A 17,359-nucleotide genomic window follows, 5' to 3' on the forward strand; every position below is an offset into this window, starting at 1 on the left:
CGAGGGCGCCGCGCATCTGTCGCGAGGGTCGCTCGCCTGCGCGGACCAGCGCCCCTTTTAAGTGCTATATCCCGTCACTCCGTGCCCCATTTCGCGGCACCCGATGCCATTTTCTTCATATCGAGAAGTTTTGCCGTTCATCCTTTGATCGATCATCGATCGGCGCCTTACAGTTCTCTCCGCGGGCCCACCGGCCCCATCGCCCTGTCCTGCCAGTCAGGGACTTTCTCCACCCCCCTCCACTCCGGAAGGCGGCGATCATGACCGACCCCGTAGGAAAGCTTCCGAGCGAGCTCGACCAGCTCCCGGACCGTGACCCCGAGGAGACCGCCGAATGGGCGGCCTCCCTGGATGCCGTCACCAAGGCCGCGGGCCCGCACCGCGCCGCATACCTGATGCGCCGCTCGCTCCAGCACGCCGAGGGCGCCGGTCTCGCGCTGCCCAAGCTGCTGGAGACCGATTACGTCAACTCCATCCCGACCGCCGCCGAGCCCGCGTTCGACGGCGATCTGGAGATGGAGTCCCGGATCACCGCGTGGAACCGCTGGAACGCGGCCGCGATGGTCACCCGTGGTGCCCGGCTCGGCGTAGGCGGCCACATCGCCACCTTCGCCTCGGCGGCCTGGCTGTACGAGACCGGCTTCAACCACTTCTTCCGAGGCAAGGAGGGAGACGGCTCCGGCGACCAGCTCTACGTCCAGGGCCACGCCTCCCCCGGCATCTACGCCCGCGCCTTCCTCGACGGCCGCCTCAGCGAGCAGCAGCTCGACAACTTCCGCCAGGAGGCGGGCGGCGACGGCCTGCCGTCCTACCCGCACCCGCGGCGACTGCCCTGGCTGTGGGAGTTCCCCACCGTGTCGATGGGCCTCGGCCCGCTCTCGGCGATCTACCAGGCGCGCTTCAACCGCTATCTGGCCAACCGCAACATCAAGGACACGTCGAACTCGCACGTCTGGGCCTTCCTCGGCGACGGCGAGATGGACGAGCCCGAGTCGACCGCCGCCCTCGCCCTCGCGGCGCGTGAGCGGCTCGACAACCTGACCTTCGTCATCAACTGCAACCTGCAGCGCCTCGACGGCCCGGTGCGCGCCAACTTCCGTGTGGTCCAGGAGCTGGAGGGCGCGTTCCGCGGCGCCGGCTGGAACGTCATCAAGACGCTCTGGGGCAACGCCTGGGACGAGCTGTTCCAGCTGGACACCACCGGTGCGCTGGTCCGCCGGCTCCGGGAGGTCCCGGACGCGCAGTTCCAGACGTACGCCACCCGTGACGTCGCGTACATCCGCGAGCACTTCTTCGGGGCCGAGCCCGCCCTCGCCGAGCTGGCGAAGCTGCTCACCGACGCGAAGATCGCCGAGTGCTTCTACACCTCCCGCGGCGGCCACGAGGCCCGCAAGGTCTACGCGGCGTACCGGGCGGCCGTCGAGCACAAGGGCGCGCCGACCGTGATCCTCGCGCAGACGGTGAAGGGCTACACGCTCGGCAAGGGCTTCGAGTCCAAGAACGCCAACCACCAGATGAAGAAGCTGTCGATCGACGAGTTCAAGAGCATGCGCGAGCTGCTCGGACTCCCGATCCCGGACAGCGCCTTCGCGGACGGCCTGGTGCCCTACGGCCACCCGGGCGCGGACTCCCCCGAGGTGCGCTACCTCCAGGAGCGGCGCGCCGCCCTCGGCGGCCCCGCACCGGCCCGCCGGGTGCACGCGGTGGCGCTGCCCGAGCCGGAGGAGCGGGCGTTCGCCGCGCTGAAGAAGGGGTCCGGCAAGCAGGAGATGGCCACCACCATGGCCTTCGTGCGCCTGGTCAAGGACCTGATGCGGGACAAGGAGACCGGCAGGCGCTGGGTACCGATCGTCCCGGACGAGGCCCGCACCTTCGGCATGGAGTCGCTGTTCCCGTCGGCCGGGATCTACTCGCCGCTGGGCCAGACGTACGAGCCGGTCGACCGCGACCAGCTGATGTACTACAAGGAGGCCAAGGACGGCCAGATCCTCAACGAGGGGATCACCGAGGCCGGGTCCATGGCCGACTTCATCGCCGCCGCCACGTCGTACGCGACCCACGGCGAGACGATGATCCCCTTCTACATCTTCTACTCGATGTTCGGCTGGCAGCGGACCGGCGACCAGATGTGGCAGCTCGCCGACCAGCTCGGCAAGGGCTTCATCGTCGGTGCGACGGCCGGCCGGACGACGCTGACCGGTGAGGGCCTCCAGCACGCGGACGGCCACTCGCACCTGATCGCGGCCACGAACCCCGCCTCGCTCAACTACGACCCGGCGTTCGCGTACGAGATCGCGGTGATCGTCAAGGACGGTCTGCGCAGGATGTACGGCCCCGAGGCCGAGAACGTCTTCTACTACCTGACGGTCTACAACGAGCCGAAGCCGCAGCCCGCGATGCCGGAAGGCATCGAGGAGGGCATCGTCAAGGGCCTCTACCGCTTCAAGGAGGGCGCGCCCGCCACGGCGGACGCGCCGCGCCTCCAGCTGCTGGCCTCCGGTACGGCGATCCACTGGGCCCTGGAGGCGCAGGAACTGCTGGCCGCGGACTGGGGTGTGACGGCCGACGTCTGGTCCGCCACGTCGTGGGGCGAGCTGCGCCGCGACGCGCTGGAGTGCGACGAGGCGCTGCTCCGCGGTGAGCAGCGGGTGCCGTACGTGACGCGGGTGCTGGAGGGCGCGCCGGGCCCGGTCCTGGCGGTCAGCGACTGGATGCGGCAGGTCCCGGACCAGATCAGCCAGTGGGTGGAGCAGGACTGGACGTCGCTCGGTACGGACGGCTTCGGCCTCTCCGACACCCGCGACGCGGCCCGCCGCCACTTCGGTGTCGACGCCCGGTCGATCACGGTCGCCGCCCTGGCCCAGCTGGCCCGCCGCGGCGAGGTGAACGCGTCCGCGGTCAAGGAGGCCCGGGAGCGGTACGGGCTCTGAGAGCCTGTCGGGCTCCGAGGTGTGAGGGCAGCCGGGTACGCCGGGCTGCCCCTCGCGCCTCCGCCGTTCGGCGGAGGCTTTGTCCCCGTCTGCCGGACGGGCCCGTCGGACGGGCCCGTCCGGCGGCAGACGGGGGCCTTTTCGTACCCGTTCCGGTGAGCGGGGCAGCTTCCGGGTCCGCGGGCCACGATCCGCGCGCCGCGGCCACAATGGCCGCATGCGTGCTGCCCGCCTCATCAAAATGGTGCTGCTGCTCCAGTCCCGCCCCGTCATGACCGCGGGCGAGCTGGCCCAGGAGCTCGACGTGTCGGAACGGACCGTCACCCGGGACGCGCAGGCTCTTTCCGAAGCGGGCGTACCGGTGTACGCGGACCGGGGACGGGCCGGCGGCTACCGGCTGGTCGGCGGGTACCGCACGCGCCTCACCGGACTGGCCCGCAACGAGGCCGAGGCACTCTTCCTCTCCGGGCTGCCGTCCGCGCTGCGCGAGATGGGCCTGGAGGACGCCGCGTCCGCCGCCCGGCTCAAGGTGTCGGCTGCGCTGCTCCCTTCCTTGCGGGGCGCCTCGGACAGCGCCGCCCGGCGTTTCCACCTGGACGCTCCCGGCTGGTACCAGGAGCCGGTCACGCCCGAACTGCTGCCCGCCGTCGCGGAGGCGGTCTGGGACGACCGGGTCGTCCGCGCCCGGTACCGCCGCAGTGGCCGGGCCGACGACGTGGAGCGCGAGCTGGATCCGTACGGACTCGTCCTGAAGGCCGGGGTCTGGTACCTCTGCGCGCGCGTGGCGGACGACTTCCGGGTGTACCGGATCGACCGGTTCTCGGCCGTCGCGGTGTCGGACGAGCGGTTCGTGCGCGACGAACGGTTCGATCTCGCGCGCTTCTGGGACGAGCGGGCCGCCCAGTTCGCCCGCTCGCTCCTGCGTACCGAGGTGACGGTACGGATGTCGGAGGAGGGGGTACGCCGACTGCCGTACGTCATGGACCGTTCGGCGGCCCACGAAGCCCTGGACGCGGCAGGGCCACCCGATACGCACGGGTGGCTGACGGTCACCGTGCCGGTCGAGTCCCTTGACGTCGCGTACAGCCAACTACTGTCTCTGGGACCGGAGTCGGAGGTGATCGAACCGCCGGCTCTGCGCGCCCGGTTCGCCGCCGCCGCCGAGCGCCTGCGCGACCTCTACCGCTGAGGATTTCTTTCCGCCGCGTCCGCGTGCATCGCCCGCCGCCAGGGCCGATGCTTGTCCCGTGATGGACGAGACGGAGTTCTGGGAGATCATCGACAGCACCCGCGAGGACGCCGAGGGCGACCCCGAGGACCAGGCCGACCTGCTCGTCGAACGACTGGTGCGGCTCGATCCCGAAGCGGTGCTGGATTTCGCCAGACACTTCGAGGCCCGTTACAACCGCGCCTACCGCTGGGAGCTGTGGGGCGCCGCAGCCGTGCTGCTGGGCGGCGCGAGCGACGACGCCTTCGACTTCTTCCGTTGCTGGCTGATCGGGCAGGGCCGGGAGATCTTCGAGGGCGCTCTGCACGATCCGGACAGCCTTGCCGATCTGCTCGACGCCTTCGACGAGGAGATCGACGGGGACGCCGAGGATCTCGGTTACGCCGCCGACGAGGCGTACGAACAGCTCACCGGTGTGGTCGCCCCGGACCTCGGCCTGCCGCCGCAGGCCGCCGAGCCGGAGGGCACCCCCGTCAGCTTCGAGAACGACGGGGCCCTCGCGGTACGCTTCCCGGCCCTGTGGGACCGGTTCCGAGCCGGTTGAGAGCCGGTTGAGAGCCGCCCCACCGCGCCCTACGGGCGGAGGCGGACGCGCCGACGAACGCCCCGGCTCACCGGCCGGTCCTGCGGTGGGCTGTCCGCACGAACGCGTGGGCGGCACACGGCTGTTCAGGGGCTGAGGAGCACGAGCCGTCACGGGGTGAGGGAGCGGCCCATCATGACGTCGTCGACGTAACGTCCGTTCAGGAAGAACTCACCGGGCAGCACGCCCTCGACGACGAATCCCTCCGACGCGTACAGAGCGCGCGCGGGAGCGTTGTGCCCGAGCACCCGCAGAGTCATCCGGTTCGCCCCGTCGCGTCGCGCCGCCGCGCACGCGGCCCGCAGCAGGGCCCTGGCGATACCGCGGCCGCGCGCCCAGTCGGCGACGGCGAGGCCCTGTATCTGCCGGACGTGTGTGTTGCAGGCCAGCGGGGTCGGCGGGACCAGCCTGGTGTACCCGGCGAGACGCACGTCTCCTGCCGCGTTCTCCGCCTCGGCCAGGAGGAAGTCCTCCGGCTTGTGGCGGTCGTCGAAGAACGGCGCGTACGGGGGCTGCGGCCTGGGTGTCACGGCGTGCAGCGTCGACCAGGTGGCGCGGTCGAGTTCGCCGAGAGCGGCTTCGTCGGCGAGGACGGCGGGGCGTATGGGGCGGATGGGGCTGACCGGGTGCGCGCGGGTGTCGTGCATGCGCGCCACTGTGCCACGCCGTCACGTGTCCGGTCAGGCCCGTTCTGCGGCTCGGCGCGGACCGGGCGAACCGGTGACGCGGGCGGGAGATGACCCGGTGGTGAGGCGCGGCCGGGGCCGCTGCGGCAGGATGGGCCCCATGCCGCACTCCCGTATCGCTGTCACCGGAGCATCCGGACTCATCGGAGCGGCGCTGGTGCGCTCGCTGCGGGCCGACGGACACGAGGTCGTACGCCTGGTGCGACACCCGGCGCGGGCCGGCGACGAGGTGGAGTGGGATCCCCGACGCCAGTACGTCGACGTGTCGGGCCTGGTGGGCTGCGATGCCGTCGTCCATCTCGCCGGGGCCGGGGTCGGCGACCATCGCTGGACACCGGCTTACAAGAAGGAGATCCGGGACAGCCGGGTGCTCGGGACCAGAGCCGTCGCCGAGGCCGTCGCCTCGCTGGACACGCCGCCGAAGGTACTGCTGTCCGGGTCGGCCATCGGCTACTACGGCGACACCGGCGACCGCGCTGTCGATGAGAGCGCCCCGGCCGGCGAGGGCTTCCTGCCGTCCGTGTGCGTGGAGTGGGAGGCCGCCACGGCCGCCGCCGAGGAGGCGGGCGTGCGGACGGCGCACGCCCGCACCGGACTGGTCGTCGGACGTGAAGGCGGGGCCTGGGGCCGGCTCTTCCCGCTGTTCCGGGCGGGGCTCGGCGGGCGGCTGGGCAGTGGGCGCCAGTACTGGAGCTTCATCGCGCTGCACGACGAGGTCGCGGCCCTGCGGCACATCCTGGACACGGAGTCGCTGTCGGGTCCGGTGAACCTGACCGGCCCCGACCCCGTCACCAACGGTGAGGTGACGGCCGCGATGGGGCGGGTGCTGCACCGTCCCACGCTCCTGACGGCCCCGGCGCCGGCCCTGCGGATCGCTCTGGGGGACTTCGCGGAAGACGTCCTGGGCAGCCAGCGGGTGCTGCCGGGCCGGCTGCTGGACTCCGGCTTCGCGTTCGCTTTCCCGGGAATCGACGGGGCGATCCGCGCGGCGCTGCGCTGAGCGGGAATCGACGGGGCGATCCGCGCGGCGCTGCGCTGAGCACGCCGCAGCGGCAGTCGTCGGCCCGTACATCCCGCATCCTGCGCACATGCGGACGAACGTGCGACCCCGTGCAACGGTGCCCCCGGTGCGCGCGACTGCGCCCGCACCGGCCCCCTCCTAGCCTCTTTGCGAACTCGGGCATTCCGGGGGCCTGTCGGGGGCAAGAGCCCTCCAGCAGCTGCGCCGACTCGGGGAGGGGCACGTGCTCAGCTCGGCACATCACGCGGACGTCGTCATCATCGGAGCCGGGATCGCCGGCCTGTCAGCCGCCCACCATCTGACCAGCGCAGGAGTAAGTGTCAGCGTCCTGGAAGCCGGCCCGGAGGCCGGTGGCCGGATGACCACCGCCGAGGTCGACGGTTTCCGGCTCGACCACATCGGCCCGCTGCTCAGCACGTCGTTCCCGGAACTGCGCCGGACACCCGCACTCGCCTCGCTGGATCTGCGCACTTTCACGCCGGGAGTGCTCGTCCACAGTGAGGGCCGCCAGTACCGGACCGGCGAGACATGGGGCGCGAGGGGCGCATTCAAGGTGGTGCGCGCCCTGGCAAGCGCCCCCCGTCCGTCGATGGGCGGGCCGATCGACCAGGCCCGGCTCGGCGCCGCCCTGTCCCGGCTCGCCGCCACCCCGGCCGCCCGGGTCCTGGTCCGGCCGGAACGGACCGCGCTCGCCGCCCTGTCCCACCGCGGTCTGACCTCCCGTACGGTCAACGGTTTTCTGCGCCCGCTGCTCTCCGCGCTCCTCAGCGACCCGGAGCTCATCACGTCGAGCAGGTGCGCCGATCTCGCCCTGCGCGCCTACGCGAGCGGCAGGCTGTGCGTACCGGCAGGCGGTGCGGGACGACTGCCCGAACTGCTCGCGGCCGCGCTGCCACCCGGCACCGTGCGGACAGGCGTGCATGTCACCGCCGCGGACATCACCTCCGTCCGCACCACGGAGCACGGTGAACTGGGCTGCCGTTCCCTGCTGGTGGCGACCGGCGCGGGCGCGGCGGCCGAACTGCTGCCCGGCCTGCGGGTGCCGCCCTTCCACCCCGTGACGGTGCTTCACCACACCGCCCCCACTCCCCCGCCGACCGGCGCCTCGCTGCTGCTGGACGCCGACCGGTCGGGCCCGGTCGCGCACACCGCGGTGATGAGCACGGTCGATCCGTCGCGCGCCCCGCACGGCCGGACCCTGATCAGCTCCACGGTGCTCGGTACCCCGCCACCCGACCTGGACCGCCGGGTCCGCACCCATCTCGCCGCCCTGTACGGCACCCCCACCGACGACTGGGAGCTGCTGGCCACCCACCACGACCGCGAGGCCGTGCCCGCGATGTCGGCCCCGCACGATCTGCGCCGACCGGTCCGGCTGCTCGCGGGGCTGTACGTGTGCGGCGACCACCGCGACACCAGCTCGGTGCAGGGCGCCCTGTTCTCGGGCCGCCGCGCAGCCGAGGCCATCCTCACCGACCTGGGCGTACGACCGGGATACGGGAGCGGGGCGGCACTGCCCGAAGCGGCGTAGGCCGAAAGCCGGGCTGCGCCGCCCGAAGCACGGACGCGGGACAGCGCCGCCCGAGGCAGCGGAGCACGGATGCGGGCAGCCGCCGCCCGAAGCAGCGCCGACGCCGCTCAGGGCCCCGCGCAGGACCCCGCGCACGGCTCGTGCCGGGATCGTGCCGGGCTCATCCCAGCGCGGCGACCCGTTCGCGGTAGCCGCGTACGGCGGCCGCGTCCCGGTACGGATCCAGGCGGCGCTCGAAGTCCCGTACGTACTCCGTCGCCCGGACCGACCGCATCTCCGCCGCCTGTTGGGCGGCCTCGGCGCCGAGCGCGCACGCCTGGTCGAGCTCACCGAGTCCGAGCCGTGCGCAGGCCAGCACGACCCGGCAGAACAGCCTGCTGCGGGCGTACGCCGAGGAGCGCAGCTGGAGGGACCGCTCGGCGTGCTGCGCCGCGGCCCGGTACTGCTGCAGGTCGCGATAGCAGTGGCCGAACTCGTCGGCGAGCTGGGCCTCGTCGAAATACCGTGCCCAGTGCGGCACCTCGTCCCCGAGGCGGGCGGTCTCCAGCGCGTGTTCCGCCCGTGCCAGCGAGGCGGTGCACGGCCTGGCCTCGCCGAGCACTCCGTGACCGCGTGCTTCGACGGCGTGCAGCAGCGCCTGGACGACGGGCGGCGCCGACGAACCGATGCCCTGCTGGGCGACACGGGCCAGCTGCACGGCTTCCCTGCCGTGCCCCAGGTAGACCGCCTGCCGGCTCATGGTGATCAGGACGTAGCTGCCGTACGCGCGGTCCCCCGCGGCCTGGGCGAGCCGCAGCGCCTGGACGAAGTACCGCTGGGCCAGGCCGTGGGCCGCGATGTCGTACGAGGTCCAGCCCGCCAGCCGGGTCAGATCGGCCGCGGCGGCGAAGAGCCGGCGCCCGGTGGTCTCGCCGTACGTCCCGCGCAGCATCGGTTCCGTCTCATGCTCCAGGTACCGGACGAGAGCCTGCCTGGCATGACCGCCGCCGTAGGCGTTGTCGAGCGTGCGGAAGAGTTCGCCGACCGACCGCAGGGCGGCGACGTCGCCGCTGCCGACCCGCTGGCCGGAGCCGTGGTCGCCCTGCCGTTGCCGGGGGACGCCGGGGCCGGCCGCCACCCCTCCCAGGGCCGTGGAAGCGGCCGACGGGACGGAGGGCGGGGCGGAGGAGCCGGAGGGCCGGGAGGGTAAGGGGCCGCGGACCGCGCCGCGGCCGTTCACCCCGGCCGCGCCCGTCCCGCCGGGCCCACCGCCACCGGGCCAGTGCGGTCCGTGCCACATCTGCGCTCCGATCCCGCGCGCCCCACCGGAACCACCGCGCCGCGCCGAACCACCGCCTTCGGTGCCCCCTGCGGTCCCCACGGCCCCCTCGGATCCGGCAGCCCCGGCAGCCCCGGCAGACCCGGCAGACCCGACGGGCCTGCCGAGCCCACCTGCCGCACGGGCCCCGCCGGCAGCACCCGGCACCGGGGGCGAGGACTCGCTCCCCCGTCCCACCCACTCGTCGGCCCGGCCGATGAGCCAGTCCCTGCTGGGGACGACGAGCCCGGCCGGGGTGAACGCGATCTTGCGCAGCTCCGCATGGCTGCCCGAGTCCTTCCGCCACAGCCCGCTGACGATGTCGACCGCTTCGGCGGGCGTGGCGGCGAACTCCAGGCCCGCGTAGACGGGGGCGCATGCGTCGAGGCCCAGGTCCTGCGTGGAGAGGCGGCGCCCGAGCCGCCGGGTGAAGACCTCGGCGATCAGCGCGGGGGTGGTGCCGCGCGGCTGCTGCCCGCGCAGCCAGCGGGTCACGGAGGTCTTGTCGTACCGCAGGTCGAGGCCGTGCTCCAGACCGAGTTGGTCGACTCTTCGGGCGAGGCCGGCATGGGAGAAGCCGGCCTCGGTGATGAGCGAGGCGAGGCGGCGGTTGGGGGTGCGCTGCGGAGGTCGTTCCGACATCAGCTGTACGGTCTCCTGCCTTCGGGGCCGGGCGGGCAGCCCGCATGGAACGGCGCGAATTTAGCGGCCTCCGCAGCGGTCGCAGCCACCTTCGCTTCACTTTCATCCGATCGTGTGAGGATTAGGGGTGGCGCTGACGGGTGCGACCTGCTGGGCAGCCCCCGGGAGTCCGGTCGTACAGTGGCTCGGGGCTGATTCAGTGCATGGTGGCGTGGCTCCGGGCACCCCCGGCTCCCGGCACCGCTTAGTAGGGAGGCATCTGTCGTGAGCGAGCTTCGGTTCGTCCGGCTGGGATTCGGCGAGCAGGCCGTCGACTACCGGGAGGCCTGGCAGAAGCAGCGCGAGGTGCACGCCGCGAGGTTCGAGGACACCGTCCCGGACACGTGTCTGCTGCTGGAACACCCGCCCGTCTACACGGCGGGGCGGCGCACGACCGACAGTGAGCGCCCTCTGGACGGCACCCCCGTCATCGACGTGGACCGCGGTGGCAAGATCACCTGGCACGGCCCCGGGCAGCTCATCGGCTACCCGATCCAGAAGCTGCCCCGCCCGGTCGATGTCGTCGCGCACGTCCGCCGGCTGGAGGAGGCTCTGATCCGTACCGCCGCCGACTTCGGCCTGGAGACCAGCCGCGTCGAGGGCCGCAGCGGGGTCTGGGTGCTCGGCGACCCGGTCGAGGAGCGCCCGGCGATCGGCGGCCTCTCCCTCGACTTCGACCCGCGGCTGAACGACGACGAGTTCGACGCGCGGCTGCACGGCCCCGAGTACGCCCCGTCCAACGCCGGCCAGCGTCGCGAGGACCGCAAGCTGGCCGCGATCGGCATCCGGGTGGCCAAGGGGGTGACCATGCACGGCTTCTCGCTGAACGTGAATCCTGACACCACCTGGTTCGACCGCATCGTGCCCTGCGGCATCCGTGACGCCGGTGTCACGTCGCTCGCGTACGAACTCGGCCGTGAGATCACCGTCACGGACGTGCTCCCGGTCGTCGAGAGGCATCTCAAGGATGTCTTGGAGAACGCGGCGCTCGCCCCGCGCACCGTCGAACGCCCCGCGGATGCCGTGGCCACGGCGTGACAGGCGTGACAGTACGGGCCCCCGACGGGGAATAGGCCCTGCCGGCCACAGGTTGGCCAGTCGTCAAGCCGTTTGAACCACGGGCGTACCCTGGTGTTCGCCGAAGAATCCAATGCAGTGAAAGCAAAGGGGAGTGCCGGAGTGTCCGCTGTCGCACCCGACGGGCGCAAGATGCTGCGCCTTGAGGTCCGGAACAGCCAGACCCCCATCGAGCGCAAGCCCGAGTGGATCAAAACCCGGGCGAAGATGGGCCCCGAGTACAACCAGTTGCAGAAGCTCGTGAAGAGCGAGGGCCTGCACACGGTGTGCCAGGAGGCCGGCTGCCCCAACATCTTCGAGTGCTGGGAGGACCGCGAGGCCACGTTCCTCATCGGTGGCGACCAGTGCACCCGGCGCTGTGACTTCTGCCAGATCGACACGGGCAAGCCGCAGGCGCTGGACCGGGACGAGCCCCGCAGGGTCGGCGAGTCCGTCGTCACGATGGACCTGAACTACGCCACCATCACCGGCGTCGCCCGGGACGACCTGGAGGACGGCGGTGCCTGGCTGTACGCGGAGACCGTGCGCCAGATCCACGCGCTGACCGCGGGGCGGGAGGCCGGCCGCACCAAGGTCGAGCTGCTGATCCCGGACTTCAACGCGGTGCCCGAGCAGCTCGCCGAGGTCTTCTCCTCGCGCCCCGAGGTGCTGGCGCACAACGTCGAGACGGTGCCGCGGATCTTCAAGCGGATCCGCCCCGGTTTCCGTTACGAGCGCTCCCTGGAGGTCATCACGCGGGCCCGCGAGGCCGGCCTGGTGACCAAGTCCAACCTGATCCTCGGCATGGGCGAGACCCGCGAGGAGGTCAGCGAGGCACTCCAGGATCTGCACGACGCCGGTTGCGAACTCATCACGATCACGCAGTACCTGCGGCCGTCCGTGCGCCACCACCCGGTCGAGCGCTGGGTGAAACCGCACGAGTTCGTGGAGCTGAAGGAGGAGGCCGACGAGATCGGTTACTCCGGCGTGATGTCCGGACCGCTGGTCCGTTCCTCGTACCGCGCGGGCCGTCTTTTCCAGCAGGCGATCGAGCGCCGCGGCGCCGTCGCCGCGGCGCCCGCCGTGTGAATCCGGGCACAAGAAGCTACCCAGCGGTAATAGCTGGTACGACGCGGCTCCTACGCTCCCCGCAGGTCGGGGGCGCGTATGGGCCGCGTCGGCGTGCGCGCCGCCCGTATCAAGGTTTCATTGGTGTTTGACCGACCGGTCATGCGCTGGTAACACCGAGCAATGACGCTGGGTGTTACCGCAGCGGCTCCGCCGGCTTCGCGGGCCGCTGCCACTCCTGCTTCCCGCACTCAGCGCATGCTCCTTTCGCGCCACGCAGTCCCGGGCAGATCGGCCCGGGCAGCTGAGTCCACGCAACTCAGTCCGCACATCCGCTCCGAGGAGATGTCCACGATGCAGGCCGTGCCGGTACGCGCCACCGCCATCCCTTCCGTCACCCACGCTCTCCGTGCCGTCGAGTCGCTGCTGCTGAGCAGCGGCCAGCGCACCGCCCGCCGCAATGCCTGGACAGCCGTCCTGGAGGACCGGCGCCGGGCCAAGGACCGGGTCGAGGCCGCGCACGTACTGGAGGCCGCGGCCGACCACCGTTCTTGAGCCACGTAAACTTCGGTACATGGCGAGGAAGGCAAACACTGAAGGCGCGGACAGCGCCGAGAACGCGGGGCGGCTCAAGCAGATCGCCCTGACCTACAAGATGACCCGGCGGACCGACTCCAAGATCGGTCTTGTCGTCGCGGGTGTGGGAATCGTCACCTTCGGTGTCCTCCTCGCGGTCGGTTTCCTGATCGGCCACCCTGTCTACCTGGGCATCCTGGGCTTCGTGCTGGCCCTCCTCGCGATGGCGATCGTCTTCGGACGGCGTGCCGAGCGTGCGGCCTTCGGACAGATGGAGGGACAGCCGGGCGCTGCGGCGGCAGTGCTGGACCGGGTGGGACGCGGCTGGACCACGACCCCCGCGGTCGCGATGAACCGCAGCCAGGACGTCGTCCACCGCGCCGTGGGCAAGGCCGGCATCGTGCTGGTCGGCGAGGGCAACCCGAACCGGGTGAAGCTGCTGCTCGCGGCCGAGAAGAAGAAGATGGCGCGCATCCTGGTCGACGTACCGGTGCACGACATCATCGTCGGCAACGACGAGGGCCAGGTGCCGCTCAAGAAGGTGCGCACCAAGATGCTGAAGATGCCGCGCGTGCTGACCGGCCCGCAGGTGACCAGCGCCAATGACCGGCTGCGCGCCATGGGCGACCTGATGAGCAACATGCCGCTGCCCAAGGGCCCGATGCCGAAGGGCATGCGGATGCCGCGCGGCGGAAAGATGCGCTGACCCCTCCCGCCGTACCCATCCGCTGTACGTACGAAGAGGGCGGGTGGTGGACCGAACCGGTCCGCCACCCGCCCTCTTCTCGTTCCGTCCTCTGGTGTCCGGCCTCGGTGTCCGGCCTCGGTGTCCGGCGTCGGTGTCCGGCGTCGGTGTCCGGCCGCCGCTTCCGTACTCGGTGTGGACGATGCGGTCGGACCAGTCAGATACGGACCTGGACGGCGCGGGCCAGCCGGTCGTGCAGGCCGCGGCCGTCGCGGTCCCAGACCAGGGCCGGAATCGCCAGGCACAGCAGCACACTCCGGACGATCGCCCGCACGAAGGTGAGCCGGCCGCCGTCCTCGCCGATGACCCGCACGCCCAGGAGGCGTTTGCCGGGGGTGCAACCGATGGTGCCGACGGTGAGGACGCTCAGCACGAGGAAGACGCCGAGCGCCCAGTTCCCCGTCGCCTGTTGGTCACCGCGAGCGAACAGCCCGTATGCGATCACCATGCACAGGGCCCAGTCGATGAAGAGCGCGCCGAAGCGCCGGCCGAGCGGCGCCACGGATCCCGGCCCGTGCTCGGGCAGGCCGAGCCGCTTGCCCCGGTGGCCGAAGTCGACCCCCATCTCCTCGGCAGTCGCCTGCGGGCCGGACAGCCACGATCCGATTGCTTGCCTGTTGTCCACCCGACCACGGTACTGCGCTCGCCCCCGCGCCCTGCTGGGCGGGGGCGGCTTGCGGGCCCTACGCACGGCGGACACGAGGCTCCGGACCGGCCTCGGGATGCCGTCCGCACCCGCCCCGGTTAACTTCAGCGAAACAAATGGGTCATGCTTGAGAAATCCGGTCTGCCTATGGTCGGGTCCAGCGTGTGCCACCGCACTGGCCGCACCACGAGCTACAACCCCGTCCCTCCCGGGCCGGGAGTAGGAGGAGTTGGATGTTCCAGAACGCCGACGACGCGAAGAAGTACATCGCCGACGAAGACGTCAAGTTCATCGATGTCCGGTTCTGCGACCTGCCCGGTGTGCTGCAGCACTTCACCATTCCGGCGGCGGCCTTCGACCCGACCGAGGAACTCGCCTTCGACGGCTCGTCGATCCGCGGCTTCCAGGCCATCCACGAGTCCGACATGGCGCTGCGTGCCGACCTGTCGACCGCGCGTGTCGACCCGTTCCGCCGCGACAAGACGGTCAACATCAACTTCTTCATCCACGACCCGATCACCGGCGAGCAGTACAGCCGTGACCCGCGCAACGTGGCCAAGAAGGCCGAGGCGTACCTCGCCTCCACCGGCATCGCCGACACCGCGTACTTCGGCCCCGAGGCCGAGTTCTACGTGTTCGACAACGTCCGCTTCCAGACCTCGGCGAACGAGTCCTTCTACCACATCGACTCCGAGGCCGGCGCCTGGAACACCGGGTCGGAGGAGAACAACCGCGGCTACAAGGTCCGCTACAAGGGCGGCTACTTCCCGGTCCCGCCGGTCGACCACTTCGCCGACCTGCGTGCCGAGATCTCCCTGGAGCTGGACAAGAACGGCCTCCAGGTCGAGCGCCAGCACCACGAGGTCGGCACCGCCGGCCAGGCCGAGATCAACTACAAGTTCAACACGCTGCTCGCCGCGGCCGACGACCTGATGCTCTTCAAGTACATCGTGAAGAACGTCGCCTGGCGCAACGGCAAGACCGCGACCTTCATGCCGAAGCCGATCTTCGGTGACAACGGCTCGGGCATGCACGTCCACCAGTCGCTGTGGGCCGGCGGCGACCCGCTGTTCTACGACGAGCAGGGCTACGCGGGCCTCTCGGACACCGCCCGCTACTACATCGGCGGCATCCTCAAGCACGCTCCGTCCCTGCTGGCCTTCACCAACCCGACGGTGAACTCGTACCACCGCCTGGTGCCCGGCTTCGAGGCCCCGGTCAACCTGGTGTACTCGCAGCGCAACCGCTCCGCGGCGATGCGTATCCCGATCACCGGCTCGAACCCGAAGGCCAAGCGCGTCGAGTTCCGCGCCCCGGACCCGTCGTCGAACCCGTACCTCGCGTTCTCCGCCCTGCTGATGGCCGGCCTCGACGGCATCAAGAACAAGATCGAGCCCGCCGAGCCGATCGACAAGGACCTCTACGAGCTGGCTCCCGAGGAGCACGCCAACGTCCAGCAGGTCCCGACCTCCCTCCCGGCCGTCCTGGAAGCGCTGGAGGCGGACAACGAGTACCTCCAGGCCGGAGGCGTCTTCACGTCCGACCTGATCGAGACGTGGATCGACTTCAAGCGGACCAACGAGATCGCCCCGATCCAGCTGCGCCCGCACCCGCACGAGTTCGAGCTGTACTTCGACCTCTAAAGAGCGGGGCCGAGTGACGTGGGCTGATGTCCTGGAAACAGGCAGTGAACTGCGAGAACTCTTCGCGGCAGTTCTCACTGTCATCGGTCGTTTTCCATGTCCTTGTGCACCGAGTGTGCACCACGCGGTTGATTCGCTGACGTGACGTCAGCGTCATGAATGAGGGCCGCCGCCCCGTGGTCGGGGTGGCGGCCCTCATTCGTCTGCGTTCCCGTTCTCCCAGCGGTCACCACACTTTACGGACCCCACTTCGCGAAACACTCCAGTGGGACGATGCGTAGACTTTCGGGCGGCAAGTTCGTACTGCTCAAGCGGTATGAGACTCAGCGGGAGGCGGTCACGCGGACGGCCTGAAAGGACAAGGGCCCACATGAACCCATCGGCCGACGCGAGTCCGTACTCGACCGGTGGGGGCGGGACCGTATTCGAGCACCACTATGGCGCCGTCCTGCTTTCACACCTACTCACCGGCACACCGGTGCCGGGCCTTGGTGACGAAGTGACACCTGTTGAGGTCCGCTTTCAGGCCCGCGCCGTGACCGCCGTGGACGACTACATGGTCATCGGCTGCGCGGACAATGGACCTCGGCACAGCCTGTCGGTCGCCGTACGCCGCCGCCCGAAGCTGGCCGTCTCGGACCCCCCGTCGGTCAGGCTGATTACGTCGTTCCTGACCACTTTGCAAGAACAGTGGGCGTCTCTGAACGCAGGTCGCTGGCATCTGGCATTGGCCGTGACCTCACCCTTCCCGCGAGCAGAGTGCCTGCAAGCTCTGGCCAAAACTGCTGTCGCCGCCGCTGGGAGTGCCCGCGTATTTCGTGACCTCGTGGACGAGCCGGGGCGGCTGAACAAGTCGGCACACCGCGCGCTCAGGGACCTGGAGGCTTTGGTCACGGGTGCGGTGAACGCCGGTGCCCCTGATTCCGGGCTCGCCCCGGATGCCCTGACGTTTCGACTCCTGGCTCACCTGTCCATCCTGGACCTTCGCCTGGAGGGCGTCCGTCCCGAAGACCGCACGGCGGCCGTGGAACGACTCCAGCCGGTGGCCGCCCGGGGAGCGGCGGCCGATGGATCCGCGCTGTTCTCGCGGCTGAGGGAATGCGCGAGCGACTACGCTCCGACCGGTGCGATTGTGACCCGCGATTCATTGCTCCAGGCCCTCTCAGGCTGGCCGCTGACTCAAGCCCCGGCTCCACCCATCCCACCAGACACGCTACGACCCCGCCGCAAGCGAGCCGCGAGTCGGAGACTTCCACGCCCCCTGTGGTCGAGTCCGGATCGTTTGCGGTCAGGCGCCCGCCAACCCCGGCTCCACGGCGACACGCTGCTGGTCGTGGACGGCCACGTCCTGCACGGTTTCGACGCCAAGTCGGGCGAGCCACTATGGAGACCGAAGCCGATGGGGCACAACAACCAACCGCCCGTGGAGGGCACCACCGTCTTCACCTCAGGGATAGGAAACACCCTCCGCCCCCGGGATATCCGCTCGGGCGCGGAGACCGGCCCCCGCCTGGACCGTTGCGCGGCGGCACAGGCCGTGTGCGATCGCGGCACGCTGTATGTGCCGGATCTAAGAGGGCGGTTCGTAAGGTGATGTCCGTTCTGGCTGAGGTTGGAGCAAGGTCGCTGGTGGAGGTTCCGTCGGCTATTGCTTCTTGGCGAAGTTGC

Annotated in this window: 14 protein-coding genes; 11 read left to right on the plus strand and 3 right to left on the minus strand. The window is 70.7% G+C overall.

Annotation, left to right across the window (positions count from 1 at the left end; translation table 11 throughout):
• The first annotated feature begins 260 nt into the window (after positions 1-260).
• The 3 genes from aceE (at position 261) to ACFVUT_RS10020 (ending at position 4,702) form a co-directional block, all read left to right on the plus strand.
• Positions 261-2,930 carry a pyruvate dehydrogenase (acetyl-transferring), homodimeric type gene (gene aceE / locus ACFVUT_RS10010; RefSeq protein WP_389660088.1) on the plus strand — a complete coding sequence of 890 codons (2,670 nt, stop codon included), beginning with the start codon at positions 261-263 and terminating at the stop codon, positions 2,928-2,930.
• A 217-nt stretch (positions 2,931-3,147) separates the two neighbouring features.
• Positions 3,148-4,119: a helix-turn-helix transcriptional regulator gene (locus ACFVUT_RS10015; protein ID WP_389660091.1), complete on the plus strand. Its 972-nt coding sequence runs from the start codon at positions 3,148-3,150 to the stop codon at positions 4,117-4,119.
• A 61-nt stretch (positions 4,120-4,180) separates the two neighbouring features.
• Complete coding sequence (locus tag ACFVUT_RS10020) at positions 4,181-4,702, plus strand: DUF4240 domain-containing protein (protein WP_389660129.1); 522 nt, start codon at positions 4,181-4,183, stop codon at positions 4,700-4,702.
• 149 nt (positions 4,703-4,851) lie between these two features.
• Here ACFVUT_RS10020 and ACFVUT_RS10025 read toward each other — a convergent pair whose 3' ends face one another.
• Complete coding sequence (locus ACFVUT_RS10025; RefSeq protein ID WP_389660094.1) at positions 4,852-5,388, minus strand: GNAT family N-acetyltransferase; 537 nt, start codon at positions 5,386-5,388, stop codon at positions 4,852-4,854.
• Positions 5,389-5,527: 139 nt separating this feature from the next.
• Between ACFVUT_RS10025 and ACFVUT_RS10030 the strand changes: the two genes are divergently transcribed.
• Both ACFVUT_RS10030 and ACFVUT_RS10035 read left to right on the plus strand, forming a co-directional pair.
• Entirely contained in the window at positions 5,528-6,427 is a 900-nt protein-coding gene (locus tag ACFVUT_RS10030) for a TIGR01777 family oxidoreductase (protein ID WP_389660097.1), read from the plus strand.
• 244 nt (positions 6,428-6,671) lie between these two features.
• On the plus strand, positions 6,672-7,979 hold the full coding sequence (locus ACFVUT_RS10035; RefSeq protein WP_389660100.1) for an NAD(P)/FAD-dependent oxidoreductase: 1,308 nt from the start codon (positions 6,672-6,674) through the stop codon (positions 7,977-7,979).
• Between the two features lie 160 nt (positions 7,980-8,139).
• Here the strand turns inward: ACFVUT_RS10035 and ACFVUT_RS10040 are convergent, their stop codons facing one another.
• Positions 8,140-9,918 (minus strand): regulator, encoded by a 1,779-nt coding sequence (locus ACFVUT_RS10040; protein WP_389660103.1) that lies wholly within the window; start codon positions 9,916-9,918, stop codon positions 8,140-8,142.
• A 264-nt stretch (positions 9,919-10,182) separates the two neighbouring features.
• Between ACFVUT_RS10040 and lipB the strand changes: the two genes are divergently transcribed.
• From lipB to ACFVUT_RS10060, 4 genes are all read left to right on the plus strand, one after another.
• Positions 10,183-10,995, plus strand: coding sequence for a lipoyl(octanoyl) transferase LipB (gene lipB, locus ACFVUT_RS10045; RefSeq protein WP_389660106.1), 813 nt, complete (start codon positions 10,183-10,185; stop codon positions 10,993-10,995).
• Positions 10,996-11,136: 141 nt separating this feature from the next.
• Entirely contained in the window at positions 11,137-12,102 is a 966-nt protein-coding gene (lipA, locus tag ACFVUT_RS10050) for a lipoyl synthase (RefSeq protein ID WP_389660109.1), read from the plus strand.
• A gap of 333 nt (positions 12,103-12,435) precedes the next feature.
• Positions 12,436-12,636, plus strand: a complete 201-nt coding sequence (locus ACFVUT_RS10055) for a hypothetical protein (protein WP_389660132.1) — start codon at positions 12,436-12,438, stop codon at positions 12,634-12,636.
• Between the two features lie 19 nt (positions 12,637-12,655).
• Positions 12,656-13,363 (plus strand): DUF4191 domain-containing protein, encoded by a 708-nt coding sequence (locus tag ACFVUT_RS10060; RefSeq protein ID WP_389660112.1) that lies wholly within the window; start codon positions 12,656-12,658, stop codon positions 13,361-13,363.
• Positions 13,364-13,559: 196 nt separating this feature from the next.
• Here the strand turns inward: ACFVUT_RS10060 and ACFVUT_RS10065 are convergent, their stop codons facing one another.
• Positions 13,560-14,027 (minus strand): RDD family protein, encoded by a 468-nt coding sequence (locus ACFVUT_RS10065; RefSeq protein WP_389660114.1) that lies wholly within the window; start codon positions 14,025-14,027, stop codon positions 13,560-13,562.
• 254 nt (positions 14,028-14,281) lie between these two features.
• Here ACFVUT_RS10065 and glnA point away from each other — a divergent pair, with 254 nt between their 5' ends.
• Together glnA and ACFVUT_RS10075 are read left to right on the plus strand one after the other, a co-directional pair.
• Positions 14,282-15,691 (plus strand): type I glutamate--ammonia ligase, encoded by a 1,410-nt coding sequence (glnA, locus tag ACFVUT_RS10070; RefSeq protein ID WP_389660115.1) that lies wholly within the window; start codon positions 14,282-14,284, stop codon positions 15,689-15,691.
• Positions 15,692-16,061: 370 nt separating this feature from the next.
• Positions 16,062-17,285 (plus strand): hypothetical protein, encoded by a 1,224-nt coding sequence (locus tag ACFVUT_RS10075; protein WP_389660117.1) that lies wholly within the window; start codon positions 16,062-16,064, stop codon positions 17,283-17,285.
• Positions 17,286-17,359: the final 74 nt, after the last annotated feature.

The sequence above is a fragment of the Streptomyces sp. NPDC058051 genome, from assembly GCF_042885475.1.
Lineage (GTDB): Bacteria > Actinomycetota > Actinomycetes > Streptomycetales > Streptomycetaceae > Streptomyces.